General features: G+C 61.9%; 23 protein-coding genes, 1 tRNA gene and 1 pseudogene. 18 read left to right on the top strand and 7 right to left on the bottom strand.

Features of this window, described 5'->3' with window-relative positions; all coding sequences use genetic code 11:
- Positions 1-15: 15 nt before the first annotated feature.
- Complete coding sequence (locus tag AC1DVS_RS13135; protein WP_478023642.1) at positions 16-150, top strand: hypothetical protein; 135 nt, start codon at positions 16-18, stop codon at positions 148-150.
- A 154-nt stretch (positions 151-304) separates the two neighbouring features.
- A complete protein-coding gene (locus AC1DVS_RS13130) occupies positions 305-1015 on the top strand; it encodes a TetR/AcrR family transcriptional regulator (RefSeq protein WP_478023641.1) in 711 nt (236 codons plus the stop codon).
- Between the two features lie 153 nt (positions 1016-1168).
- On the opposite strand, the gene AC1DVS_RS13125 is transcribed toward AC1DVS_RS13130, so the two are convergent.
- Positions 1169-2056 carry a LysR family transcriptional regulator gene (locus tag AC1DVS_RS13125; protein ID WP_478023639.1) on the bottom strand — a complete coding sequence of 296 codons (888 nt, stop codon included), beginning with the start codon at positions 2054-2056 and terminating at the stop codon, positions 1169-1171.
- A 137-nt stretch (positions 2057-2193) separates the two neighbouring features.
- Here AC1DVS_RS13125 and AC1DVS_RS13120 point away from each other — a divergent pair, with 137 nt between their 5' ends.
- Positions 2194-3687 carry a CoA-acylating methylmalonate-semialdehyde dehydrogenase gene (locus AC1DVS_RS13120; RefSeq protein ID WP_478023637.1) on the top strand — a complete coding sequence of 498 codons (1494 nt, stop codon included), beginning with the start codon at positions 2194-2196 and terminating at the stop codon, positions 3685-3687.
- Positions 3688-3950: 263 nt separating this feature from the next.
- On the top strand, positions 3951-4952 hold the full coding sequence (locus AC1DVS_RS13115; protein WP_478023635.1) for an amidohydrolase family protein: 1002 nt from the start codon (positions 3951-3953) through the stop codon (positions 4950-4952).
- Between the two features lie 142 nt (positions 4953-5094).
- Here the strand turns inward: AC1DVS_RS13115 and AC1DVS_RS13110 are convergent, their stop codons facing one another.
- Entirely contained in the window at positions 5095-5541 is a 447-nt protein-coding gene (locus AC1DVS_RS13110) for a nuclear transport factor 2 family protein (RefSeq protein ID WP_478023634.1), read from the bottom strand.
- Between the two features lie 232 nt (positions 5542-5773).
- Positions 5774-6994 carry a cytochrome P450 gene (locus tag AC1DVS_RS13105; protein WP_478023632.1) on the bottom strand — a complete coding sequence of 407 codons (1221 nt, stop codon included), beginning with the start codon at positions 6992-6994 and terminating at the stop codon, positions 5774-5776.
- Between the two features lie 395 nt (positions 6995-7389).
- Here AC1DVS_RS13105 and AC1DVS_RS13100 point away from each other — a divergent pair.
- Positions 7390-7575: pseudogene (locus tag AC1DVS_RS13100) on the top strand (IS6 family transposase); the annotation flags it as partial.
- Positions 7576-7655: 80 nt separating this feature from the next.
- Here the strand turns inward: AC1DVS_RS13100 and AC1DVS_RS13095 are convergent.
- Both AC1DVS_RS13095 and AC1DVS_RS13090 read right to left on the bottom strand, forming a co-directional pair.
- Positions 7656-8999 (bottom strand): tyrosine-type recombinase/integrase, encoded by a 1344-nt coding sequence (locus tag AC1DVS_RS13095; protein ID WP_478023630.1) that lies wholly within the window; start codon positions 8997-8999, stop codon positions 7656-7658.
- Between the two features lie 183 nt (positions 9000-9182).
- Positions 9183-9272: transfer RNA gene (locus AC1DVS_RS13090), tRNA-Ser, on the bottom strand.
- A 147-nt stretch (positions 9273-9419) separates the two neighbouring features.
- Between AC1DVS_RS13090 and hspQ the strand changes: the two genes are divergently transcribed.
- Complete coding sequence (hspQ, locus tag AC1DVS_RS13085) at positions 9420-9800, top strand: heat shock protein HspQ (RefSeq protein ID WP_478023629.1); 381 nt, start codon at positions 9420-9422, stop codon at positions 9798-9800.
- A 79-nt stretch (positions 9801-9879) separates the two neighbouring features.
- On the opposite strand, the gene AC1DVS_RS13080 is transcribed toward hspQ, so the two are convergent.
- The gene (locus tag AC1DVS_RS13080; RefSeq protein WP_478023627.1) at positions 9880-12642 is read right to left on the bottom strand and encodes a TonB-dependent receptor plug domain-containing protein; all 2763 of its coding nucleotides are present in this window, start codon (positions 12640-12642) and stop codon (positions 9880-9882) included.
- A gap of 242 nt (positions 12643-12884) precedes the next feature.
- On the opposite strand from AC1DVS_RS13080, the gene rplU reads away from it, so the two are divergent.
- From rplU to AC1DVS_RS13065, 3 genes are all read left to right on the top strand, one after another.
- The gene (gene rplU / locus AC1DVS_RS13075; protein WP_478023625.1) at positions 12885-13262 is read left to right on the top strand and encodes a 50S ribosomal protein L21; all 378 of its coding nucleotides are present in this window, start codon (positions 12885-12887) and stop codon (positions 13260-13262) included.
- A 13-nt stretch (positions 13263-13275) separates the two neighbouring features.
- The gene (gene rpmA, locus AC1DVS_RS13070; protein WP_478023623.1) at positions 13276-13545 is read left to right on the top strand and encodes a 50S ribosomal protein L27; all 270 of its coding nucleotides are present in this window, start codon (positions 13276-13278) and stop codon (positions 13543-13545) included.
- Between the two features lie 170 nt (positions 13546-13715).
- Positions 13716-14264: a GNAT family N-acetyltransferase gene (locus tag AC1DVS_RS13065; RefSeq protein ID WP_478023621.1), complete on the top strand. Its 549-nt coding sequence runs from the start codon at positions 13716-13718 to the stop codon at positions 14262-14264.
- A gap of 51 nt (positions 14265-14315) precedes the next feature.
- Here the strand turns inward: AC1DVS_RS13065 and AC1DVS_RS13060 are convergent, their stop codons facing one another.
- On the bottom strand, positions 14316-15173 hold the full coding sequence (locus AC1DVS_RS13060) for a metal-dependent hydrolase (protein ID WP_478023619.1): 858 nt from the start codon (positions 15171-15173) through the stop codon (positions 14316-14318).
- Between the two features lie 65 nt (positions 15174-15238).
- Here AC1DVS_RS13060 and AC1DVS_RS13055 point away from each other — a divergent pair, with 65 nt between their 5' ends.
- From AC1DVS_RS13055 to lptG, 9 genes are all read left to right on the top strand, one after another.
- Positions 15239-15817, top strand: coding sequence for a TetR/AcrR family transcriptional regulator (locus AC1DVS_RS13055; protein ID WP_478023617.1), 579 nt, complete (start codon positions 15239-15241; stop codon positions 15815-15817).
- Positions 15818-16212: 395 nt separating this feature from the next.
- Positions 16213-17259 carry a GTPase ObgE gene (gene obgE, locus AC1DVS_RS13050; protein ID WP_478023615.1) on the top strand — a complete coding sequence of 349 codons (1047 nt, stop codon included), beginning with the start codon at positions 16213-16215 and terminating at the stop codon, positions 17257-17259.
- 4 nt (positions 17260-17263) lie between these two features.
- Complete coding sequence (gene proB / locus AC1DVS_RS13045) at positions 17264-18376, top strand: glutamate 5-kinase (protein WP_478023613.1); 1113 nt, start codon at positions 17264-17266, stop codon at positions 18374-18376.
- Entirely contained in the window at positions 18373-19278 is a 906-nt protein-coding gene (locus tag AC1DVS_RS13040; RefSeq protein WP_478023611.1) for an NAD-dependent epimerase/dehydratase family protein, read from the top strand. Before proB ends, AC1DVS_RS13040 begins: the two co-directional genes overlap by 4 nt.
- A gap of 63 nt (positions 19279-19341) precedes the next feature.
- Positions 19342-19584: an acyl carrier protein gene (locus AC1DVS_RS13035; RefSeq protein WP_478023609.1), complete on the top strand. Its 243-nt coding sequence runs from the start codon at positions 19342-19344 to the stop codon at positions 19582-19584.
- Positions 19585-19588: 4 nt separating this feature from the next.
- Entirely contained in the window at positions 19589-20851 is a 1263-nt protein-coding gene (gene spt / locus AC1DVS_RS13030; protein WP_478023607.1) for a serine palmitoyltransferase, read from the top strand.
- Positions 20852-20902: 51 nt separating this feature from the next.
- The gene (locus tag AC1DVS_RS13025; protein ID WP_478023605.1) at positions 20903-22840 is read left to right on the top strand and encodes an ATP-binding protein; all 1938 of its coding nucleotides are present in this window, start codon (positions 20903-20905) and stop codon (positions 22838-22840) included.
- 94 nt (positions 22841-22934) lie between these two features.
- Positions 22935-24134 carry an LPS export ABC transporter permease LptF gene (lptF, locus tag AC1DVS_RS13020; RefSeq protein ID WP_478023603.1) on the top strand — a complete coding sequence of 400 codons (1200 nt, stop codon included), beginning with the start codon at positions 22935-22937 and terminating at the stop codon, positions 24132-24134.
- Positions 24131-25231 carry an LPS export ABC transporter permease LptG gene (lptG, locus tag AC1DVS_RS13015; protein ID WP_478023601.1) on the top strand — a complete coding sequence of 367 codons (1101 nt, stop codon included), beginning with the start codon at positions 24131-24133 and terminating at the stop codon, positions 25229-25231. Before lptF ends, lptG begins: the two co-directional genes overlap by 4 nt.
- Positions 25232-25679: the final 448 nt, after the last annotated feature.

Below are 25679 nucleotides of genomic sequence, written 5' to 3'. Positions count from 1 at the left end.
GCGCGGAAGGTGGCTATGACCTGGACAAGACATCGCGGACTGCATGGCGATATTCGCCAGAAGTCGGACCTTGGCCTGACCCGCGCCAAGGTCCACCTCTATGACGGCCTGATCTTCGCGACATGGAATGAGAAGGCTCTTGTCTCGTGATGCCGGTGACCGGCCAGCCTCTGGCTTCCCCCAGGTCGCGCCACAGACCGGAAGAAGCGGGTTTGAGCCCACACTTGCTTAAGCGCGAATTCGGGTTGTATGGACAAGGGCTGCCCGGCAATGCGTCCGGCGTTGTCGCAACTGGGCTGCATTGATGAAGAAAATTGCTTCCAAGTCGAGAGTCAATGACCGGCGACTCCAGAAGAAGGGTCATACGCGGCAATTGCTGCTTGAGACTGCGGGCGAAGTCTTTGCCCGCGTCGGCTTTGAAGCCGCCAGCGGGCGCGACATTTGCGATCGTGCAAAGGTCAACCCGGCCGCCATCAACTATTATTTTGGCGGCATCGAAGGTTTGCACGAAGCGGTCATTGACGAGGCCCATTCCCGCATTGTGGGTCTCGCGCCTGTACTCGAATTGATCGGCAGTACAGGGACCGCCGTTGACCGGCTCGTCGGCCTGTTTAGGCTGCTGGTCAATACTGCGCTGGGCACTTTCGAGGGCGATTCCTGGCCGATGAAGGTTCTTGCCCGCGAAGCGCTGGGAAGCTCTGAGCATCTCGACGAACTGCGGGAAACCGAGCTTGTCCCTAAACTCCATGTGATCCGCAGCTTGGTCGCAGAAGCCATGGAATTGCCGGAGGACCACCCTGCGGTTTCGGATGGCTGCCTGGCCTACCTCTCGGCAAGCGTGATGTTGCACATGGCCGACCGGAAGGCTGTTGAAAAGGCTTTCCCGTCGTACGGATTAGCCAATGGTTCGGACGGCCTGATCCTGACGCATTTTACCGAGTTCATGCTGGGAGGCATCGAGCGACTTGCGCAGACCTCGAAGCGCAACCCGGAAAAATACACTCGCTCCGAATAGCCTCCCTGCCTCGAGAGCCCAGTCCCTTGATGGACGGCGCGACCTTCCGCGGCCCCGATCCGCTCATGTTTCGATGGCATTACGTTGCCGCGTATCCGGGGCCTTTGAAACTGGGATCGGGACTCATTGATCACAACCAGTACGCGGGCACCACTACTCTGCTAGACGTATGCGCTCGGCAAGCGCGGCCTGGCGCAGAAATTGCCAAACCGAGTGGACGCGCCTGGAGCCTTTCAACTCAAGTGGCATCGCCATCCAGTAGGTCCGGTAAAAGCGAACTTCATCGCCCAATATCGCCTGAAGCGGTACGTCCGGGGTCACGAGGTAAGAGGGCAATATGGCAATACCTGCCCCCGCTACCGCCGCAGAACGCTGGGCAAGAATGCTCGTGCTCTTGAGTGGAATATAGCCAGGACCGAGGAGCGGCTGCGCTGAGGGAAGGTCTTTGGCGATCGCGAAGTCGTCAACATAGCTGACGAAGCGGTGGGACTGGAGATCATCGGGAGAAGAAATTCCGGACGCACGCGCAAGATATTCTCTCGATGCGTAGAGCCGGAGAACATAATCGGCGAGCTTGACCGTAAGATATGGCCCGCGCTCGGGCCGATCGATCGAGATGACAATGTCGACTTCATTGCGCGGTAGCTGAAATATCTTTGGCAGGGCGAGCAGTTGAACGTTCAACTGGGGATATGTGTATGTGAGTTGCGTCAAATGTCGCGGCAAGATTGCGGTTCCATAGGCTTCGCTGCTGCCGATGCGGATGAGCCCTGATACTTCACGCTGACTGTTCGAGAGCGACCGTTCAATTCCGGCAAAGGCCTGTTCCATCGCCACCGCACGTGGGAGTAGTTTTTGCCCTGCCTCGGTCAGCTTGAAGCCCGATGGCCCCCTTATGAACAGCGGCGTCCCGGCATCGGCTTCCATCGACTGCATACGCCGCGACACCGTCGAGTGCTCGACGGTAAGTCGCCGCGCAGCGCCGGTCAGATTGCCCGTCCGAGCCACTTCAAGGAAAAACCGAAGATCGTCCCACTTCATGTATTGATCATAGCCGTTCCGTGCATTTTTGCACGAGGCGTCTGCGTCCACTCGCGGTGCGGCCGCGCACGGAACATGTCACATGTGATCGCAAGCATATTGAATGCCTGACCTGACCCCCACGGAGTGTTGATCGCATGGAAGATATCTCGCACTTCATCGCAGGCGATGCCTACCATGGGGATAACGACCGTGCCGGCGCAGTGCTCAATCCTTCGGACGGTTCCACGCTCTACGAGTGTCGTTACGCCAGCAAATCCACGCTCGACCATGCGGTGAGCGTGGCATCCGAGGCTGGGCGCGGATGGGCAAAATCGTCTCAGGCCCGACGCCTTGAGATCATTTTCCGAATGCGTCAGCTGGTTGTCGAGAACACGGATCAACTCGCTGAGCTGATCGGGCGCGAGAACGGTAAGACGATCGCCGACGCAAAAGGGGAAATTGGCCGCGGCCTTGAATCCGTGGAGTTCGCAACCAGTGTGGCGCAGGTAACTAAGGGCGAATATTCGTACAATGTAGGAGGTGGCATTGATGTCTTCTCCATTCGCCAGCCAGTAGGCATTGTCGGCTGCATCGCTCCGTTCAACTTTCCCGCGATGGTTCCCATGATGATGACGTCCATGGCGATCGCCAGCGGCAACGCTGTCATCCTGAAGCCTTCAGAGCGTGTGCCTGGGGCTTCGATGTTTCTCGGCGAGCTTTGGCGCAAGGCTGGACTGCCGGACGGCGTCTGGAACGCCGTCAATGGCGACAAAGAGGTGGTCGATGCGATCCTCGCTCATCCACGGATCGGGGCAATCAGTTTCGTTGGTTCAACGCACGTCGGCGAATATATTTACCAGCGCGGCTGCGCGCACGGCAAGCGGGTTGCGGCCTATACAGGTGGCAAGAACCATATGGTGGTCATGCCGGATGCCGATCTGGAAGCAGCGGCGTCGGCGTTTGTGAGCGCAGCCTATGGTTCATCCAGTCAACGTTGCATGGCAGTGTCCCTTTTGCTCGCGGTGGGCGACGATACAGCGGAGCGGCTTCGCGCGCTTATCGTACCTATGATTCAGGCACTGCATGTGGGCGCCTATAATGACCCTAAAGCGGATTTTGGTGCCGTCGTGACGGAAAATGCCAAGCGATTCGTCGAACAGGCGATTGCAGATGCCGTGACGGATGGCGCCGAACTGGTGCTCGATGGACGCGGCTTCGTCGTTCCCGGTCATGAACGCGGGTTTTACACAGGCCCTACGCTGCTTGATCGCATCACGACTGACATGGATTTTTGGAAGACCGAGATATTCGGACCAGCCCGCGGGATAATGCGCGTGAAAGACCTGGATGAAGCGATCGCCATCACCAATGCGCATGAATATGGCAATGGTGCCGTGATCTTCACGCGCAGCGGGCATGCTGCCCATCGCTTCATCGAGGAGGTCGAAGCCGGTATGCAGGGCGTCAACGTCGCTGTTCCCGTTCCCGTCGGCCACCACAATTTCGGCGGACTGCGGCGGTCCAAATTCGGGGACGCGCATATGTTCGGCCCTGATGCCGCGCGCTTCTACACCAAGATGAAGACAGTCTCCCAGCGTTGGCCAGAACCGGATCAAGGGCAGGTGCCGCTTTCGCTCGCATTCAAATGATATCTGAATATATGTACATTCGGCCGTCTGTTTTGCCCCCTGCTGAGTGGCACGGAGAATGTCACCGACACGCTTGTGGGCTACATGCGGACATCCGCCCTCGAAGATTGGGCCATAAGGGGTACGGACGTTCACTCTCATAAGCAGGGTTTACTATAAGTATGTCGGACATATAGCCTGACCAGGATATAGACCACTCGCCGACGACAATATAGCATGATCTTTTTGTTAGAGAGATTAAGAAAATGGTTGAGGAGCCAAAAATGCACATGATCGCGACTGAGGAGGCTTTCGCTACTCCGGAATATCTAGAAGCTCTTGGCAAGCTCGCTTCGACGAGCACCTCTGACAACGTCCGCTATGCCGGCTATTTCCTGACGAAGCCGGAGGCGGCGAGAGGTCTTTGCGACGTTGAAACCCGTCTCGCAAACATGGATGAGAACGGTGTCGATATGCACCTCATGTCGTTGACGAGCCCAGGCGTTCAGTTGTTCGACGCCGACCTCGGGACGAGCTTGGCCAAACAAACGAATGACTATTTGGCCGGCTTGATTCGGCAGTATCCGAAACGCTTGGCTGGTTTGGCCGCCGTTGCTCCGCAGGATCCCGTTCAGGCCGCTGCCGAGGTCAAACGTGCGATGACCGATTTGGGAATGCACGGCGTTATCATTAATTCACACACCAATGGCGAGTATTTGGACGAACGGAAGTTCGATCCTATTCTCGAGGCGGCACAGCGCTATCAGGCTCCTGTCTATATTCACCCGACCTTTCCGTCCGACGACATGAGCAAGCCATTCAAGCCCTATGGCCTTTCTGGCGCGCTATGGGGATTTGCCGCCGAAACTGGTCTCCATGCCATTCGCATGGTTTTGGGGGGAGTGTTCGATCGGTTCCCCGAACTTCAGGTCGTTCTGGGCCATATGGGCGAGTCATTGCCCTATTGGCTATTTCGTTTCGACAATATCTACGAGATGATGATGTCCCAAGGCCAGGTTCCGCCGGGCATGATCAAGCTGGAGCGAAAGCCAAGCGAGTACATTAAATCGAACATGCACATCACGACGAGCGGAATGTTCTGGGACGACGTGCTCAAATTCGGGATCGATGCTGTTGGCGCAGATCGTGTCATGTTTGCGATCGACTATCCCTACGAATCGTCGAAGGTCGGTGCCGACTGGATACGCGCCGCCCCGATCCCCACGGAGCAGAAGGAGATGATCCTGTCCGGCAATGCGCAGCGGCTGTTCAAGATCAAGCAATAGGAAATACCGGGACCAGAGGCACCTGCTCACCGCAACGCTACCGGAAAGCGTAAGCGATCGAGTTAACGACATCATTGGATGCATCTCCAATTTATTCGATAGCCTCTGTAGTTTAATCATTGCTCCGAGTATCCCACTCGACTCAGCGCGGCGGGAGTCGCGCCTCAGGGTTGCCGGGCGCGAAAATCCAGCGCCGCCGCTTGATCAGCCATTCCTCGCCGACGCGGGTGAACAGGTCGTCGTAGTAGCCGGCGAATTGCCAGCTCCATTCGTTCTGGTCGGGCTTCTTGGAGTAAAAGAGGCAGTAGGTCGTGGTGTGGACGTCGTCCGGTGACAGTTCCTCGATGCGCAGGTTGGAATTGACGTGCATCGTGTCTTCATCCGGCTGGTAGTTCGCGCGCAGTTGTTCCAGCATCGACACCACGGCCGCGTTGCCGCGCGCGGTGGTGTCGTGGAATTCGGCGACAGCGTCGTGCGTGAAGCACGCTCCAATGCCGCGTCCGCCTTCGAAGTCGAACGCGAACGAATAGCGGTAGAGCGTTTCCTCGATCTTCATGCGCCGCACCAGTGCTGCGATCGACTTGTCCATGCTCAAGGTCGGTCTCCGTTGCAATTTTGACCCGTTGACACCCCCGGGGCCGGGGGTGCGCTCGGCCTCTTTCAAGGTCTGATACGTCTGCTTCGAGCACAGCTTGGTGCTACCTCACCTGGGCGCGCGATCCATTTCCTTATCAATGTGTGGATCGGTGCCGTTGCTTTCGACAAAGGTTATAACTGGCATGATGATCCTGGATAATCCCAAACTCAGAAACTGTGACTATTTACGCGGTCCAGACGAGAGGAAGTGTTTCTGGCTGAATCATGCCGCCGAGATGGAAACGGATCTTGGCGCCGGGCGCTATTCGGAACTCTGGAATGATCGCGAGGAACTCTTCCATTGCAATTCGCATCTCCCGCCGAGCCAGATGCATACCCACACACATGTGGGGACCATAGCCAAAGGAAATATGCCGCGGCTTGCGGTCCAGGATAACCTCGTTGGGCCGATCATATTCGTCCGGGTCACGACCGGCCACCGAAGTAGCCATCGCGACCTTGTCACCGGGCATGATCTTCACACCGCAAATTTCGGTTTCCTTGATGCAAGTGCGGAACGTCGTCACTGCGGCAAAGGCGCGCATGCATTCATCGATGGCGTTGGGGATCATCGCCGGATTGGCGCGCAGCTGCGCCTGATGGTCGGCATGGGATGCCAGGTGCCGGAACTGTGAAGCCATGTTGGTGGAGACCGTGTCGAGACCACCAATGAACAGGTTGAAAGCGAAGCCCACCAGCTCATCGTCGGTCAATCCGCGCCCATCGATTTGTGAGGTGACGCCATAGCTGAGGAGATCGTCAGTCGGATTGGCCTTGCGCGAGGCGATCTCGCCCCGGAGATACTCAACGACATTGCGGGTCGCGGCCGCCATCACCATGGGATCCGAGGCGTGGAGAAGATCCGTCTCCCACGCGAGGAACTGGCTGGTAAGCTCCAGCGGCAATCCCATCAGTTCAAGGAAAATCTTGATCGGAAACTCGAACGCAAAGTCCTGGATGAATTCGCACGAGCCATTCGGCTTGAACGCCTCGATATATTCGCGTGCATATTGGCGAATACGAGTCTCAAGCTTGGCCATCGCGTTGGGCGTGAACAGCGGATTGACGAAGGCGCGGTAGAGCGCGTGGGTCGGGGGATCTGATTCGAAGGGTATGAGACGCCAGCTTTCGCCAACCATTTGGGCGAAAGGCCCGGGTTCCGCATTGGTAAAGTGCTCGTTATCGAAATAGATCTTTCGCAAGTCTTCCGTCCGCCGCACGACCCACGCGGGACGGTCACCCGGATAGGCCTTCAGAGCGTAGAAAACCTCCGGACCCTGATGAATTTTGGGAATCATCGTCTCATATGGATTCTCATCGGTGACCCGGCCATAAAGCAACGGATAATCGAGTACCAAGTGCGCTGGGACGTGGTCAGGAAGTACTGCGGCCTCTACGTTTGTCATAAGGTTCTCCAATTGTTAGAAGTTTTGTTCTTCCGCGGCCTCAACCGTCGACGATTAAGCCCGGTCAATCGAAAGGGGCGAGTATCGATCGCTCGATCGACACATTCGGCGACCGCTTTCACCAATGCTGATGCCCTGTCTGTGCTTGGGGACAGGTGCCTACCACGGCGACCGCTCTACATGACACACAAAGAGCCTTACTCATTGTAAGGATCATCCTCGCCGTAAGCTTTTGGGGAGGTTTTGAGTGCGTGGAAGGCGTCCATTGTCCGCCAATCGAACTGCCCTGTCAGAGCAATCTCGATGGGAAGGCAACGGCCGGGTAGGATGGTGGAATGAGCCGCCGTTCCGACCCGAAATAGGACCCGTTCGGTTGTTTCAACTCGTCACTCGAGGTGATCCGGTTGGTGGTCATGATGTACGTGCGGTTCCCGCTGAGCCTGCGCAACGTCGAAGATCTGCTGTTCGAACGTGGTGTAGACATCTGCCACGAAACAGTGCGCTTCTGGTGGAACCGCTTCCGCCCGATGTTCGCGTCGGGAATCCGCCGTCAGCGGGTGAACCGGATGCGAGGTTTCCGCCACTCAGCGGGTAAAGCGCCAGTTTTGTAAACCGAACGTCGCGCGTGAGTATTGGCTCGCACCAATTCTTTTCTCGATACCTACGCAGCTCGGCGCCGGGTCGGAAACCGGAATTCCCCGTCCACTGCCAGTGGATTGAAGCGCCGAGATCGTATCGCCGTCGTCGGTTGAGCAGGCCGCTGTACCAGCACGAACGGCGCCGGGAGCCCTGAGCACAACATATCTGCCCATATCTGCGCTAGTTCACGTCTGCGCGGCATATAGGCTGCACGATTATAGGCGCCCTCGACCTTTCCTTTCGGCACATGGGCAAGCCTGAGATCGATGATCGCCCGGTCGCCTTCCTTGCCGTGGCGCTCAGCCCACTCGTTCATGATCGTCGAGAACGCCGCACGAAACCCGTGCGGGACGTGGTGCCCATGATAGCCGGCACGGTTGAGCAAATAGCCGATGGCATTTTCGCTCATCGGCTGGTGCATGTGCCGTGCGCTGGGGAATACCAGCACCCCCTCCCCCGTCAGCGGCCACACCGCTCTCAGCACTCCAATTGCCTGAGGCGTCAGCGGCACGAGGTGGTCGCCGCCCACTTCCTCCTTGCGGTCGAGATCGCCTTTCATTCTTGCAGAAGGGATCCGCCACAATGGCTCGTCCCCGTTGAGGTCCTCGAACTCGTCCCATCTGGCGCCACGCAGTTCATTGGGGCGCACGGCGGTAAGCGCCAGGAACCTGAGTGCCAGCCGCGTGACCGGGCGCGCGTCTTCTTCCTCGGCGGCCAGGATCATTTCCTTGAGCGGAGCGAGTTTGAGGATGGCCGGCTGGCGCCCACGGCGCAGCGGCTTGAGCGCGGCATCCAACCTTTCGGACGGATCGGTCTTCACCAGGCCCTCGGCGATCGCAAAGCCGAAGACGGCGGTGATGCGTTGCAGGACGCGCTTCGCCGTCTCTATCGAGCCTCGCGCCTCGATCTCGCGCAGCGCGGCGAGGATGAGCGGCGGGGTGAGGTCCGCGACCGGCAGATCGCCGATCGCGGGAAAGACGTCCCGTTCCAGGCTGCGCATCACGTCATTGGCGTGCCGCTTCGCCCATTGCGACTTGACGGTCTCGTGCCACTGGCGTGCCACCCGCTCGAAGGTCTGGCGCGAGGCCTCCAGATTGGCTTCGATCCTGAGCTTCTTCGCGACAGCGGGATCGCGCCCTTCGCTCAGAATGGCGTAGGCATCGTCGCGCTTGGCGCGTGCGTCTGCCAGCGAGACGAGCGGATAGGCGCCGAACGCCATTGTCTTGTTCTTGCCATCGAAGGTGTAGTTCCAGCGCCACAGCTTGCCGCCGGCCGGCGCGACAAACAGGAAGAGGCGATTGGTGTCGGAAAGCTTGTAGGGTTTCGGCCGCGGCTTGGCGTTGCGGACCTTTGCATCGGTGAGCATGGCTCGGTCTCCTGAAAATACCTCGTTTTTCGACCGGAGATACCTCGTTTTTGACCCTCCAATTCGCTGGATGGGCACGGACGGGCATGGACGGCCGAGGCCGATCCGATCGGCTAAGCTTCGGTATTCATGGCAAAAAAGTCGATTCCAGTGGACCAGCAGGGACCCCTGTGGAGGGCCCCGTGGCGGAGAGGGTGGGATTCGAACCCACGGTACCGTTACCGGCACAACGGTTTTCGAGACCGTCCCAATCGACCACTCTGGCACCTCTCCGCAGAGGTATTTGCGAACAGCCCAGGCTCGTGAAAAGCGAGGGTGCCGGTCGAAGAGCGCGGGCCTCTAACGCAATCCAAAGAGCCACACAAGCGTCTGGCGGCGCTATCCGCTTGTGCAGCGCAAAAGAGGCACTAGATTGAGCCTATGTCCCGTGCCCATATCCCTGCCCATCCCTTCGACGCAGAAATTCCGCTGCCAGCCATTTCGCATGCCCGTTTCGCAATCGGCGATGTCGTGCGGCACCGCGTGTTCGATTTTCGCGGCGTCGTGTTCGACGTCGATCCGATCTTCGCCAACAGCGCTGAATGGTATGAGGCGATTCCCGAGCATATCCGCCCGCGCAAGGATCAGCCTTTCTACCATCTGCTCGCTGAGAATATGGAATCGAGCTATGTCGCCTATGTCAGCCAGCAGAATCTGATCGCTGACGATACCGACGAGCCGATCGACCATCCGGCGATCTCGGGTCTGTTCACTGATTTCGCCGACGGGCGCTATCAGCTGAGGCGCGAACACAAGCATTGAGGCATTCGCGCGCGGCGTAAAAAGGGGGCCTCGCAGCCCCCTTTTTCGTGTCGCGGGCAATAGAGCCCGGCGAGCGCGCTCAGAATTGCGCGGTGAACCGTCCATAGATGAAGCGGCCGTTGAAGCCGAAGGGCGAGAAGCTGCTGTACGGAAGGTAATAGTTGGCAATCGGATATTGCCCGCCAATGCTCGCCGGCCGGTTTCCGATGGGCAGTCGAGTCGGATAGATGTCGAACACATTGTCCGCACCGATCGCGAAGGTCGCGTGGTTCTTGAAGGTGTAGCGAATCTCCAGGTCGGAAATCCATTTCGGCTCCAGAAATGCGTCGTCCGGGCCGTAATCGGTCAAGCTGGTCGGCGCAGCGATGGGTACCGTGGCGCCTGGCGCGATGACCTTGCCGTAGCGCGTGGTGCGCAGGTTGATGTCAAAATCGCCGATCTTGTCGTCCGCGCTCAGCACCAGCTTGTCCCGGGGTTGCCCGTCAGTGAAGCGGATTCCCTCGACCCGGCCGAACAGCACGAGCCCCGGAATCTGCGCCAGCGGCCCCAGCGCGTTCAGGCGCTTGTCGATGCGATTGCGCGTATGGTTATACGCCGCCGAGAGCGACCAGTTGCCGATCGTCCCGGCGTCGAAATGATAGGCGCCGACAATATCGAAACCCTCGGTGGTGGTATCCAGCCCGTTGATGAAGAAGCGCGCGGCGCCGACCGACTGATAGCCATTGGCATCCAGGATCGCCTTGACCGCAGCATTTACGGCCGCGGTGCCGCTGCCGGCCGCCCCGAGATTTTCGGTCAGAACGATTCGGTCGGTGATCTTGATGTGATAATAATCCGCAGTCAGCGTAAGGCCGCGGAAGGGATTGGCGGTGAAGCCGGCTGAAAAGTTCAGCGACTTTTCGGGCTTGAGCGGTTTCGATCCCAGCGCCTGCGCAACCGGGCTCGAGACCGGTAAGGTGCTGATATCGACCGGCAGGCCGTTGATGAAATTGGTCGAGGTCGTCGTGAAATATTGCTGGTGCAGTGACGGCGCGCGGAACCCGTTCGAAATCGATCCGCGAATGCCGAAGCCCTTCACGATCTCGAATCGCGCGGCGAACTTGCCGTTTACCGTGCTGCCGAAATCCGAGAAATGCTCGAACCGCCCGGCCGCGGTCACGGTCAAGCCATCGACGACCTCGGTATCGAGCTCGGCATAGCCAGCGAAGCTGTGACGGCTGACATCAGTCCGCGCCGAGGTTGGAAAGCCCGGAAAGCCCTGCGCGCCGACCAGCGCACCACGCCCCGGGAAGGTGCATATGCCGGTGCCGGCATTGTAGACGCCGCTCAGGGTCGTGCAATTGGCCGCCGTTGTAGCCTGTGCCGGCACGAAATACGGGCCGGCCGCGAAGGAAGCGGTTTCGCCCGGGCGGATGTTGAAGTCCTCGTTGCGATATTCCCCGCCGAACGCAAAGGTCAGCGGCTTGGCGAATCCGACCTCGAAATCATGGCTGATGTCCAGATTGGCGGTCAGCTGGCCGAATGCCAGGCCGCCCGAATCGAACGAGCGCGGGCTCGCGGGTCCGTAGGAGGTGTTGAGGCTGTTCTCAGTGCGGTAGTCGAACTGGTTATGGCCATAGACCGCCGAGAGATCGGTCGACCAGCCGCTGAGGTCGCCCTTGATGCCCACGGCGAGCGAATAATCGGTCAGCTTTGAACCGATGAACGGCAGGAACCCGTCCGGCCGCAACGGCACGAAATTGGCGGTCGATGGTGTGGTGCCCGGCGCCAGGACTGAAAAGTCGCGGTTATTGGCTGAGGAGGATTGCCGCCAGTTCGCCGCCGACAATCCGTCGCGGCGTGAATAGGAGCCGAATGCGTAGAGCTCGAAATTGCCGATCGGCACGCCGGAATTGACGAAGATATTATAATCCTCGGTGTGCGGATCCCCGAACTGGAAGTTCTGGCGATTGAAGGTGATCTCGCGCGGATCGAACGCGGCGGTCGGGCGGTTATAATTGGGGCGCAGATCGAAGCCGGCGCGATTGGTGTTGTCACGGTCGCGATATTCCGCGGTGACGTTCACGAATCCGGGGCCGATGGGCAGGCCGATATTGGCGCCATAGGTCCACAGATCGCCATCGCGCGCCTTTTTCTCGCCGCTGACATTTGCGGCAAGAATGCGGCTGTCGGTTGGATCCAGGGTCGGCTGGCCGCCCGTCAGAGCCAGCCCGGTGACATTGGCGACGCCGTCTTCAGTGGTGACGTATTTGCCATAGCTAACCTGCGCCTTGCCGCCGTGATTCGCCTTTTTCAGCTGGATGTTGATCACGCCGGCGATCGCGTCCGAGCCATATTGCGAGGACGCCCCGTCGCGCAGCACCTCGATCCGGTCGATCGCGAGCGCCGGAATGCTGTTGAGATCGACCGCGGCCGATCCGCGCCCGACCGATCCGTTGATGTTGATCAGCGCGCTCACATGCCGCCGCTTGCCGTTGACGAGAACCAGCGTCTGGTCGGGGCTCAGGCCGCGGAGCGAGGCTGGGCGGATAACGTCAGTGCCGTCGGTGATCGAGGGCTGCGGGAAGTTGAAGGACGGTACCAGCTGGTTGAGAATCTTGTTGGTCTCGCCCAGGCCCGAGGCGGAAAGCGCATCGGACGAAATCACGTCGATCGGCACCGGGCTCTCGGCCAATGTGCGATTCGTTGCGCGCGTGCCGGTGACGACGATGTCGCTCTGCGGATCCGGGACGGCGACCTCATCGGTCGGCGCTGCCGCGGGCGTAGACTGGCCAAAGGCCGGCACTGCAAACACCAGCGCGGAAGCGGATACGAACAAGGACGTAATTGTTGGGCGGAGCATGATTTTCCCCTTTGTTACCGGCACCTACCCCCCCATCGGCCCAGCTTATGCCTTCCCGGCATAGTAACAATGCAGGTCGTACCGAATCGGACCGATTTCCGCCGACTGTTGCTGCGGGACCACAGCGCTCCGGGCTGGCTTTTGAGTTGACAGGAGCGCCTCGCTCGCATAGCTGGCGCTTCTTTCCCGCGCAGGGCCTGGCTCAGCGTGGGGTATAGTCATTTGGAAAGTGATGTAAGGCCATGTTCGCAGTCGTGCGCACAGGCGGCAAGCAGTATCGCGTTGCCGCCGGAGACAAGATCGTCGTCGAGAAGCTCGATGGCGAAGCAGGAGCGTCGATCACGCTCGGTGACGTTCTGCTCGCGGGCGAAGGCTCGGAGCTGAAGTCAGTCGAGGGGCTGACCGTCTCCGCCGAGATCATTGCGCAGGCGAAGGCCGACAAGGTCATCATCTTCAAGAAGAAGCGCCGCCACAATTATCGCCGCAAGAACGGCCATCGCCAGCAGCACACGATCCTGAAGATCACCGCGATCGGTGCTCAGGAGAAGAAGGCAAAGGCGAAGAAGGCCGATGCAGCCCCCGTTGCAGCTGAGGGCGAAGCCCCGGCGGCCCAGGCGTAAGGAGTAGTTCGAGATGGCACATAAGAAAGCAGGCGGCTCTTCGCGCAACGGTCGCGATTCGGCAGGCCGTCGCCTTGGCGTGAAGAAGTTCGGTGGCGAAGCCGTCGTTCCAGGCAACATCCTGGTGCGTCAGCGCGGCACGAAATTCTACCCGGGCGTCAATGTCGGCATGGGCAAGGACCATACCCTCTTTGCGCTTACCGGTGGGCGCGTGACCTTCAAGGAAGGCAAGCTGGGCCGTAAATTCTGCTCGGTAGAAATTATGGCGGCTGCGGCCGAATAACGGGCAACCGATCGGGTTGCCCAACTGGGCGACCCGGGTTTCCATCAGGAAACCGCAAAAGGGAGACGGGTCGTCCCAGTCTCCCTTTTTTCATGCTCCCTCCACATCCATTGTCGCGGTCCCGTCATTCTGGCGTGGCAGCGCAGTGGTGACCGACGAGGAGAGTTATAATGTTCGCTCGGACCAGTAGACTGACGTTGCGCCCCGCCTGGCCGGAGGACGCCCCTGCCCTGTCACAAGCGATCGGCCATGAGCAGGTCGTGAAGATGCTGTCGCGGGTTCCGTGGCCCTATGCGCTCGACGACGCACAGGATTTCCTGTCGCGTCCGCGGGCGAGCACTGACGCGTTTTTCCTGATCCTCAGCCATGAGCAGGAATATCCCAGGATCGTCGGCGGCATGGGCATCCACCCGGAAGCCGAGGCGGGCCATGAGTTCGGCTATTGGCTCACCCCAAGCGCCTGGGGTCGCGGCTATGCGACCGAGGCCGGCCGCGCCGTGGTCGCGATCGCGCGCCACGCGCTCGGTCTGAAGCGGCTCAACGCAGGGCACTTCATCGACAACCCAGCCTCGGGCCGGGTGCTGACCAAGCTCGGCTTCCGCGCGACCGGCCGAATTGAGCCCCGTCACTCGCGCGCGCGCGGCGGCGAGGCGCCATGCGCTGTGTTCGAGCTCGATCTCGACGAGGGCCGAATGTGCGACGTTAAGATGGCGGCCTGACCTGACAGGATACGGGCGGAGGGCCGGGCTACCGGCTCTCCGTTTCCACCTTCAGGCGACCGCCTCGCGCGGCAGTACCGCCGCGTCATACTCGCTTTCGTACATGCCGATCAGCTTGCGGTCGTCATGGTTCCAGGGGTGGAAGCCCGGCAGGAAGAAGGCCAGCCACTGCGCCGCGATCTTGCGCGCCATGCCGGGCCGGCCGAACGCGTACCAGAACATCCGCGCCCACACTTTGGGGCCCGTCAGCCCGTCCTGCCGCAGCAGATCGAGCATTCCGCGGATGCGGCCGCGCGTGAAATTATGGGTGACGGCCAGCATCACGAACGCCTTCACCTTGAACCGCTGCCACTCCGACCAGTCCCTGGTCGCGTGCAGCCAGGTGTCATAGGCGACGCCCTTGTGCTCAATCTCTTCCGCTGCGTGCCAGCGCCAGAGATTGGCGAACTCCTCCTCGCCACCGGCCAGATGCCGCGGATTGGCAAGCAGCTCGTGGGCGATGATCGCGGTGAAATGCTCGAGCACCATCGTCGCGGTGAGGTTGGCGATCGGCGGCCGGCCCTTGGTCAGGTCCAGCCCCTGCTGCACCCGCGCCTCGAGCGCAGTGATATCGTAACCCTGGTCCACGACATGCCGGTTGAACGCGACATGCTCGCGGGTGTGCATCACCTCCTGCTTGATGAACGCCTGGATTTCGCCGGCAAGTTTGGGCGGAACATCGTCGCGAAACGCGCGAACGCTGTCGACGAAGAAGGCCTCGCCTTTCGGGAAGGTCACTGACAGCGCGTTGTAGAAGGCGGTCGCATAGGGGTCATTGTTGAGCCACCAGCGTCCCATGGCCTTCTCGCGGCCGAACCGGCGATCGCGCGGCGTGATCGTCAGGTCACGCGGAGTGGTTGCTTTCGCCACGAAAACCTCCGAACAGATGAAACAGGTGTCGCTTACAAGACCGTAAATAGGCCTTACTTACACTCGTGTCAATAATTCGCAAACGACTCAGCCCCGAAGAATCCCGCGATGCCGCGATCGAAGCGGCGCGTGCCCTGCTCGTCGAAGAGGGGCCGCAGGCCGTCACCCTGAAAGCGGTCGCGGCGCGGATCGGGCGAACCCATGCCAATCTGCTTCACCATTTCGGCTCAGCGAAGGAACTGCAGCGCGCACTGATCAAGCATCTCGCCGACACGATCACCGCACAGATCGGCGAAGCGGCGAAACGGGCACGGGCGAGCGACCAGAATCCGCGCGAGGTGGTCGACATGACCTTCGACGCTTTTGCGCGCGGCGCCGGCGCGATGGCGAGCTGGATGATCCTGACCGGCAATGAGGATGCGCTCGACCCGATCCTCGAGGCGATCCACAATCTGGTCGACGATCTCGCCCAGGATCACGATCACAAGGGGTCGACCCTGCAGGAAGAAACGCTGCAACTCGTGCTGACTGCGCTCGGCGACGCCTTGCTCGGCGGCCCGATGGCCAAGGCCCTCGGCCTGCCCCGCGAAAAGGCCCGCGAACTGGCGGTAAACGCGCTGATCGCCTCGCACCGTGTGGAATAGCGGTTCTCTTTCCGGAAAAACGGCACGGCGTTGATTCAAATCCAGCGCGGATCGTTGCAGCACGGCACCGGACGGATGCTGCGAGGCCCCTTTCCCGCTCTTTGACATGACTGGATTGATCATCCCGTTTTCACCGCTGTTCCGGTCGGAAACAGTGCAGCTCCTCCGCTGTTATTTCCAACTTTCACCGCTGTTATTCAGGAACAGCAAGCAGGGGATTATCCATTTGAAAATAAACAAAAAATTCAAGCCATAAGTCCAACATAACAGCGGTAGAAAAAATTAGCGCGAATAACAGCGGATAACAGCGGAAGGACCCGCGTCAATCTGGCCCGAATCGCCGCCCGGCATCGCTGCGGGGTGACGTGGCGCGCCAATTGTCTATATGGCGGTTCATGCATTTTCTCGACCAAGCAAAAATCTTCGTCCGCTCGGGCGCGGGCGGCCCCGGCGCCGTCAGCTTCCGGCGTGAGAAGTTCATCGAATATGGCGGCCCGAACGGCGGCAATGGCGGCAAGGGCGGCGACATCATCTTCGAAGCCGTTGCTGGCCTCAATACGCTGATCGACTTCCGCTACACCCAGCATTTCCGCGCGCCGCGCGGCGCCGGCGGTGCAGGCTCGAACATGACGGGCGCCGGCGGCGAGGATCTCGTCATCAAGGTTCCGGTCGGCACGCAGGTCCTGTCCGAGGACAAGGAAGAGGTGCTCGCCGACTTCACCGTGGCCGGGCAGCGCGAAGTCTTCCTGCGCGGCGGCGATGGCGGGCGCGGCAATGCCAGCTACAAGACCTCGACCAACCGCACGCCCCGCCAGCACGGCGATGGCTGGCCCTATCAGGAGGCCTGGGTCTGGCTGCGGCTCAAGCTGCTCGCCGATGCTGGTCTGGTCGGTCTGCCCAATGCCGGCAAATCGACCTTCATCAACGCCGTCACCAACGCCAAGGCGAAGGTCGGCGACTATCCCTTCACCACCGTGCGCCCGCAGCTCGGCGTGGTCAGCCGCCACAACCGCGAATTCGTGATTGCCGACATTCCGGGCCTGATCGAAGGCGCGGCTGACGGTGCCGGGATCGGAGACCGTTTCCTCGGCCATATCGAGCGTTGCAAGGTGCTCCTCCACCTGGTCGACGCGACCGAGGAGGATCCGGTCGGCAATTACCGGATCGTTCGCGGTGAGCTCGATGCCTATGGCGCGGGGCTTATCGACAAGCCTCAGGTGATTGGCCTCAACAAGGTGGATGCGCTCGAGCCGGATGCGGTGAAGAAGCTGGCGGCGAAGCTGAAGCGCGCGAGCAAGGCCGAGGTGATGCCGATGTCCGGTGCCGGCGGCGAAGGTATCGAGGCGGTGCTCGACCGGCTCATCGAAGCGATCGGCCCGGGGGAAGCCAAGCCGGTGCGGGATGACGGCGCCGAGGATCCCATTGAATGGTCGCCTCTCTAAGCTGATGTTCTCCCCCGCAGCCTGTCCGCGTCTGATCGTAAAGGTCGGTTCAGCTCTCCTCGTCGCGCCGGACGGCACGGTGCGGCGCGAGTGGCTGACCAGCCTCGTCGCCGACATTTCGGCGCGAGCGAAAGCCGGCCAGGAGATTGCGGTGGTCTCCTCGGGGGCGATCGCGCTTGGCGCTCGGCGGCTGAAGCTCGCCAAGGGCGGCCGCGCCAGTCTCGAAGACGCGCAAGCCGCCGCCGCGACGGGCCAGATCGCGCTCAGCCAGATCTGGGCTGAGCTCCTCGCCGCCGAGGGGCTGACCGCAGCGCAGATCCTCGTCACGCTCGACGACCTCGAAGACCGCCGCCGCTATCTCAACGCAGCCGCCACGCTCAACCGGCTGCTCGCGCTCGGCGTCGTGCCGGTCATCAACGAGAATGACAGCGTCGCGACCGAGGAAATCCGCTTCGGCGACAATGACCGCCTCGCCGCCCGCGTTGCCCAGGCGGCTGGCGCGCAGGGTGTGATCCTGCTCTCGGACGTCGACGGCCTCTACGACGCCAACCCAACCACCAACCCCGGCGCGACGATGATCGGCCGTGTCGACCGCATCGACGCGAAGATAGAGGCGATGGCCGATGGCGGTTCAGGCTCCGGCATGGGGTCGGGTGGCATGGTCTCGAAGATCGCCGCCGCGCGGATCGCGACGGCAGCAGGTGCTAATCTCGCCATCGTCTCCGGGCACGCAATCAACCCCCTCGCCACTTATGGCGACAGCGGACATGGCACTGTCTTTGTCGCCGAAAAAACGGCGACGGCTCGGAAGGCCTGGCTGGCGGGCGGCCTCACCGCAAAGGGCGAAATCTACATCGATGCCGGCGCGACCAAGGCGCTGCTCAGCGGCAAGAGCCTGTTGGCGGCCGGTGCGGTGCGGATCGAAGGCAAGTTCAAACGTGGCGATCTGGTCGCGATCTGCGGCCCCGACGGCAAGCCTGTTGCACGCGGCCTCGCCGAATATGATGCCGCCGATGCCGCAAAGATCATCGGCCATCGCAGCAACGCACTCGCCACGATCCTCGGCTACGCGCCGCGCGCCGCGTTGGTGCATCGCAGTCATATGGCGCTGTTGTGAGCCTCCTCGCGGTCACCGGCGGGACCGGCTTTGTTGGCCGCACGCTGATCGAGCTGGCGGTGCGGGAGGGCCATGAGGTGCGCGCCCTCACCCGCCGTCCTCAGCCCGACATGCCGCGCGTCACCTGGGTTTCGGGCGCACTCGATACGCCGATCGCCCTGACCAGCCTGATCCGCGGCGCCGATGCGGTGATCCACGTCGCGGGCGTCGTGAACGCGCCGGATCGCGCCGGCTTTGCCGAGGGCAATATCGCCGGGACCGAGGCAGTGGTTGATGCCGCCAAGGGGACAGGCGTCCGGCGCTTCATCCATGTCTCGTCGCTCACCGCGCGAGAGCCGGGCCAGTCGAATTATGGCTGGTCGAAGGCAGGCGCCGAACAGGTCGTCCAGGCCTCTAACCTCGACTGGACGATCGTCCGTCCAACCGCGATCTACGGCCCCGGCGACATGGAGCTGCGCGACATGTTCCGGATCGCAAAGTTCGGCCTCGCGCTTCTGCCGCCGCCCGGTCGCATGTCAGTGATCGAGGTCACCGATCTCGCCCGGCTGTTGCTCGCGCTGGTGGCCAACGATCCCGGTCGCGTTATTCTCGAGGCCGATGACGGCGCGGAAGGCGGCTGGACGCACGTCGCCTTCGCCCGCGCGATCGGCGCCGCTGTCGGCCGGCGCGTGTTGCCGCTTCCTTTGCCCAAGACGATCCTGTCGCTGGCGGCGAAGGGTGATCGCCTGCTTCGCGGCTCCAGGGCCAAGCTCACCGCGGATCGCGTCGGCTATCTCAGCCATCCGGACTGGACGGTCGACCCGGCCAAGCGGCCCGATTCCGCCTTGTGGAAAGCCGAAGTGCCGACGCCACATGGCCTTGCCGCGACGGCCTCATGGTATCGTGCCAACGGACTGCTATAACATCGTCAGAAAGCCGCCGCATTTGCTTGGCAGGGCGGCGCATCCAATTTCGAAGGACACGCCTTGACCGACCGCACCCAGGTATTCGACACCGTCACCGGCCTGATCGAGCCCTTCAACAAAAAGGGCGTCGCGCTCTCCGATGCGACCACCTTCCAGGGCGATCTCGAATGGGACAGCCTGACGGTGATGGATTTCGTCGCCGCGATCGAGGACGAGTTCGAGATCATCATCACGATGAACATGCAGGCCGAGATCGAGACAGTCGGCCAGCTTGTCGACGCGGTGATGAAGCTGAAGGGCTGACCCGATGACCGATTCCGCCCAGACCGCAGACGCGCCGCCGATCGATCCGCCCGTGATCGCGCCGGAACGCGACCTGTTCACCAAGTACGATGCGCTGATCGCCGAGCGCCAGGCCCTGCTCGATACCGGCGTCCGAGATCCCTTCGCGATCGTGATGGACGAGGTGAAGTCACCGACCGTCGCCGTCATCAAGGGCAAGGAGACGATCCTGCTCGGCACCTATAATTATATGGGCATGACGTTTGATCCCGACGTCATCCAGGCCGGCAAGGACGCGCTCGACCAATATGGATCGGGCACCAATGGCAGCCGGGTGTTCAACGGCACCTTCCGCGACCATGCCGATGTCGAGGCGGCGCTGCGGGAGTTTTACGGCACCAAGGGCGCGATCGTCTTCTCGACCGGATATCAGGCCAATCTCGGCATGATCTCGGCGCTCGCCGGCAAGGGCGAGTATATCATCCTCGACGCCGACAGCCATGCATCGATCTATGACGGCTGTTCGATGGGCAATGCCGAGATCGTCCGCTTCCGCCACAACTCCGTCGACGATCTCGACAAGCGGCTTGGCCGCCTGCCGCCGGAACCCGGCAAGCTCGTCGTGCTCGAAGGCGTCTATTCGATGATGGGCGATATCGCCCCGCTCAAGGAGATGGTCGCGGTCGCCAAGAAACACGGGGCGATGGTGCTGGTCGACGAGGCGCACTCGATGGGCTTTTTCGGCGAGCATGGCCGCGGCGTCTATGAGGATCAGGGGCTCGAGGATCAGGTCGATTTCGTGGTCGGCACCTTCTCGAAATCGGTCGGCACGGTGGGCGGCTTCTGCGTCTCGAACCATCCCAAGTTCGAGATCATGCGCTTCGTGAGCCGGCCTTATATCTTCACCGCGTCACTGCCGCCCTCGGTCGTCGCGACCGCCGCGACCTCGATCCGCAAGCTGATGTATGCCCACAACAAGCGCGCGCATCTGTGGGAGAACAGCAAGCGGCTGCATGGCGGCCTCACCGAGATGGGCTTCACGCTCGGCACCAAGACGCCGGAATCGGCGATCGTCGCGGTGATCCTCGAGGACCAGACCCAGGCGGTCGCGATGTGGCAGGCACTGCTCGAAGGCGGGCTTTATGTGAACATGGCGCGCCCGCCCGCGACGCCTGCCGGCACCTATCTGCTGCGCTGCTCGGTCTGCGCCGAGCACACTTCCGAGCAGATCGAGACGATCATCGCGATGTTCCGGGCTGCAGGCCAGGCGACCGGCGCGATCAGCTAGACTGCATCAGCGCGGGTTCTCACCAACGGCGCTTCCGGGTAGAAGGCCGCAATGAGCGGTAACGACGGCGACCTTACAGCTCCCCGCGGGCGTGGAAACGCCTGGCGCACCATCATGCTTGTCGTGGTGGCGTTGCTGGGCGCGCTGGTGCTGGTCGCCCTGATGCTGACCCTCAACAGCGCGAGCCGGCAGCGCGACGAGGCGCTGAAGCAGCAGGCCCATAGCTATGAGGTGATGATCCTCGTGCGATCGCTTTCGGGCACGATCGCTCAGTCCGAAGCGTCGCTCGGCCGCTTCGTGATCAGCGGCGACAAGACACTCGGCCGCCGCTTTTCCGAGGAATGGCAAGTTGCCAAACAGCAGATCGACCGGCTCGACGTCGTCACCGACGCCCATCAGCAAAAGCTGATCGACGCGCTGCGCCAGACCGTCGAGGCGCGCGGCAAGGAACTCTCGGTGATCGCGCTCAGCACGATCTACAAGAAGAACGACCAGGCGCTGGCGCTCTATTATCAGGCGCGCCAATCTCCCTCGCTTGGGCGGATCGACGAGCTGCTCGACAAGATCAACACGGGCGAGCGGACACTTCTCGAGGAGCGCACCGGAGAAGCGATGCGATCGGTCGACCGATCCACCAATGTTGCCGAGATCCTGATGGGGTTCGGCCTGCTGATCGTACTTGGCGCGATAGCGCTCGGCTGGCTGACGGTGCGGGCCTATGGCGAGCGTGCCATTGCCAATGCCGAAACCGAGGCTGAGCGCCTGCGATCAGAGGAGCTGGAGGCAGCCGTGGCGCGGGCGACGGCCGAGCTGCTCGACAAGGAAGCAAGGCTGCGCCAGGTCCAGAAGATGGAAGCGGTCGGCCAGCTTACCGGCGGTATTGCGCATGATTTCAACAATATGCTCGCGGTCGTTCTCGGCGGACTCGAGCTGGCGCGGCGCAATGTCGGCGATATCGACCAGGCGATTCGGCATATCGACAATGCGACTGAGGGCGCCAACCGCGCCGCGGCGCTCACCCGGCGTCTGCTTGCCTTCTCGCGCGAGGAAGCGCTCACGCTCGAGGCACTCGACCCCGGCGCACTGGTGATCGGCATGTCCGACCTGCTCGACCGCACGCTCGGCGATGCGATCACTGTCGTTGCAAAGGATACGGACACCGGGTGGCGGATCCGCGCCGATCGCTATCAGCTCGAGAATGTCGTGCTGAACCTCGCCGTCAACGCGCGCGACGCGATGGAGGGGCGCGGCACGCTGACGATCGTCACCGGTGGGATGACCCTTGCGGCCGAAGAGGTCGGCACCTGCCCGGCGGGCGAGTATGTGACGATCGCCGTGACCGATACCGGCTGCGGCATGGCGCCCGAGGTGCTCGAACGCGTCTTCGAGCCTTTCTTCACGACCAAGCCGGTCGGCACCGGGACTGGCCTCGGCCTGAGCCAGATATTCGCCTTTGTCCGTCAGGCGGATGGCGAGATCGGCATCGACTCCGCGCCTGGCGAGGGCACGACCGTTACCCTGTACCTTCCCCGCTTCACCGGTGCCGACACCAAGCCTGCCCTTAGGGAGACCGAGGCGATGCCGGCCCAGTCGGAGGCGCTCAACATCCTCGTCGTCGAGGACGATCCGCGCGTGCTCGCCGCGACGATGGGCGCGCTGACCGAGCTTGGCCACCATCCGCTCGCCTGCAGCGACCCGCTCGCCGCGCCGGCCCTGCTCGACGCGATGGAGGGCATCGACCTGATCGTCTCCGACGTGCTGATGCCGGGGCAGACCGGCCCGGAGATGATCGCCGAAATGGCCCGGACCCACGGCCATGTCGCAGTGCTCTTCGTCACCGGTTATGCCGGAGAGGCCGGGGGCGAGGCTGAGTTTGGCGGCCATCATGTGCTGCGCAAGCCGTTCACGATTGCTGCGCTCGCACGCGCGATCGACAATGCGACAGGAGCGCCGCGCGCTGCCTCCGTCCACAGCGTCCCGGCCGAGTGATTTCCTAGCTGACGCCGGCCCCTGGCCCCGATATAGCCGCTCGACCGGGCAGCTCGATAAGCCCCTCACGCAAAAGGCCGACGTCGCCCGCACCATGAAGTCAATCGACCGCTACATGGCCCGACTGATCGTGGTGCCGCTGTTTTCGACGCTGGTCATCTTCGCGATGCTGCTGGTGCTCGATCGCATGCTGCGGCTGTTCGATTTCGTCGCGACAGAAGGCGGACCGGTCAGCGTCGTCTGGCGCATGCTCGCGAACCTGCTGCCCGAATATCTTGGACTGGGCATTCCCGTCGGCCTGATGCTCGGTGTGCTGCTGGCGTTTCGCAGGCTCGCCACGAGCTCGGAGCTCGACGTGATGCGCGCGGTCGGGGTGAGCTATACCCGGCTGTTGCGGGTGCCCTATATGTACGCGATTGGCCTCGCGATCGTGAACCTGCTGATCGTCGGCTATATCCAGCCCGATGCGCGCTACAATTACGAGAAGCTGCGCTTCGAACTGCGGACCGGCGCGCTCGGCGCTTCGATCAAGGTCGGCGAGTTCACGCAATTCGGCGCGAAACGGACGATCCGGATCGAGGAAAGCCATGACGAGGGGCGCAAGCTTTCGGGCATTTTCGTCCACACCGCCGATGACAAGGGCGGCTCCTTCGCAGTGACCGCTGATAGCGGCAAATTCCTTGCGACCGATAATCCGGATGTGATCATCTTCCGCCTGACCAATGGCATCCTGGTGCGCAACGAGCCGGGCGTGGCGACGCCGCGGGTGCTGCGCTTCACGCTGAACGACCTGCCGATCAACCTCCCCAAGCTGGAGAGTTTCCGGCAACCTACCGGTCGCCTCGAGCTCACCCTGCCGAAGCTCGCCCAGATCGGCGGCGACAGCAACGCCTCCGAACTCGATCGCGATTCGAGCCGGGCCGCCCTGCACTTCCGCCTGACCCAGGTCGCCGCGATGTTCCTGCTGCCGCTGCTCGCGCTGGCGCTCGGCGTGCCGCCCAAGCGATCGACGTCAGCGCTGGGCGTGTTCCTCTCGATCGTCATGATCGTCACCTATTTCAAGGTGAACCAATATGCCCAGGGGGTGGGCGCGCTCGGCAAGATCGACCCGTTCTTCGCGCTCTGGGTGCCCTTCCTCATCTTCGCCGGCCTGGTGTTCTGGATGTTCTACACGATCGCCTATGTTCCCGGCGGGCAGCCGATCGGTGCGCTCGAGCGCGTCTTCTCCAAGGCGGGCAAGGCGCTGGGCCGCTGGCTCCCGGGCCGCCGGAAGACGGAAGCCGCGACCGCATGATCGCGCTCCAGCTTTTCCCATCGCGCACCGTATCGCTCTATATGGCCCGGATGTTCCTGCTGCGGACATTTGCGGTCCTGGCGGCTTTGGTCTTCGTGCTCCAGTTCCTCGACCTGCTGAGCGAAACCGGCAACATCGTCGCACATGCCGGGAACGGCACGCCGGAGATCATGCACTATCTCAGCCTTCGCCTTCCTGAGATCATAGCGCGCTTCCTTCCGTTCTCCGTCTTGCTTGGCACGATCATCACGCTGACGACGATGAACCAGAACAGCGAGATCGTCGCGCTGAAGGCATCGGGGCTTTCGGCCCACCAGGTTCTGGCACCGCTGATCCTGGCGAGCATGGGCGTCGCGATCGTGTCGTTCGCCTTCAACGACCGGATCGTGTCGCGGGCGAGCGCTACGCTCACCCAGTGGAAAAAGGTCGATTACGCACCGCTGCCGATCGATCGCGGTGACCGGACGAATGTCTGGGTCCGCGATGGCGATGATCTCGTCGAGGTCGAGCAGATCAGGGGCCGCGGCGATGCGGCGAAACTGAACGACGTGACGCTTTATGATCGCACCGGCGGCAGCCTGGTCGGCATCATCCACGCGCCCCGCGGCGTGCGGGCTGGCGACGGGTGGAAGATCGGCCCGACGGCAACCCGGTTCGACGTGGCGAGCGGCAAGACGACCAATCTCGGCACGGTCATCGTGGCCAGGGGCGTCCGCCCGGACCAGTTCACGCTTGCGACAGTCGATGCCGACGGGCTCTCCTTCGGCGCGCTTCGTTCGGCGATCCACGATCTGTCGGATGCGGGGCGGCCGACCAAGGCGCTCGAGGGATCGATGTGGCACAAATTGTCAGGGCCGCTCTCGGCCCTGCTGATGCCGCTCCTCGGCGCCATCGCAGCCTTCGGCCTTGCCCGATCCGGCAAGCTGTTCGTCCGCGCCGTAATCGGGATGGCGCTCGGCTTTGCTTATTTCGTCGCCGATAATTTCGCGCTGGCGATGGGCAATCTCGGCGCCTACCCACCGTTCCTCGCCGCCTGGGCACCGTTCCTGCTGTTCTTCCTGATCGGCGAAGCGGTGCTGATCCGCACTGAGGAATAAAGCTGCGAAGCGACCGAATTTCCCTGTTATCCGCGCAGCCGCAAGCCTCGCCTGCACCGCAGTGAATAATTCCAAGCCGACGATGAGAAGGAGCGTTCGGGCTTCGAGCGTCCCTTGAACCTGCGATACTCCAACGGCCGAGGCGTTTGAATCGAGGCGATTCGCACCTGCCGCGTGTTGGGAATGTCAGGAGGGTTCGGACACTTTCATCGGTGCGGCGCCCGGCCGCTGCACGTTGGAAATGTCATGAGGGCTCCGACACTTCCAACGGCACGACGCCCGGGCGCTCCGTGTTGAAAATGTCATGGGGGTTCACTGACATTTCCAACGATCCGAGCCTCCACCGAGCGGAGAGCAGGATGGCTCATCCAGCTGCCGTGTTGAATCAGTGCGGCGCCCTTCTTCCCCTCTCCTTTCAGGAGAGGGGCGAGCTGCGTAGCAGCGCGGG

The organism is Sphingomonas sp. P3_C5, assembly GCF_056402635.1.
The sequence above is the reverse complement of the archived record's forward strand: the minus strand, read 5'-3'. Positions and strand labels throughout refer to the sequence as shown.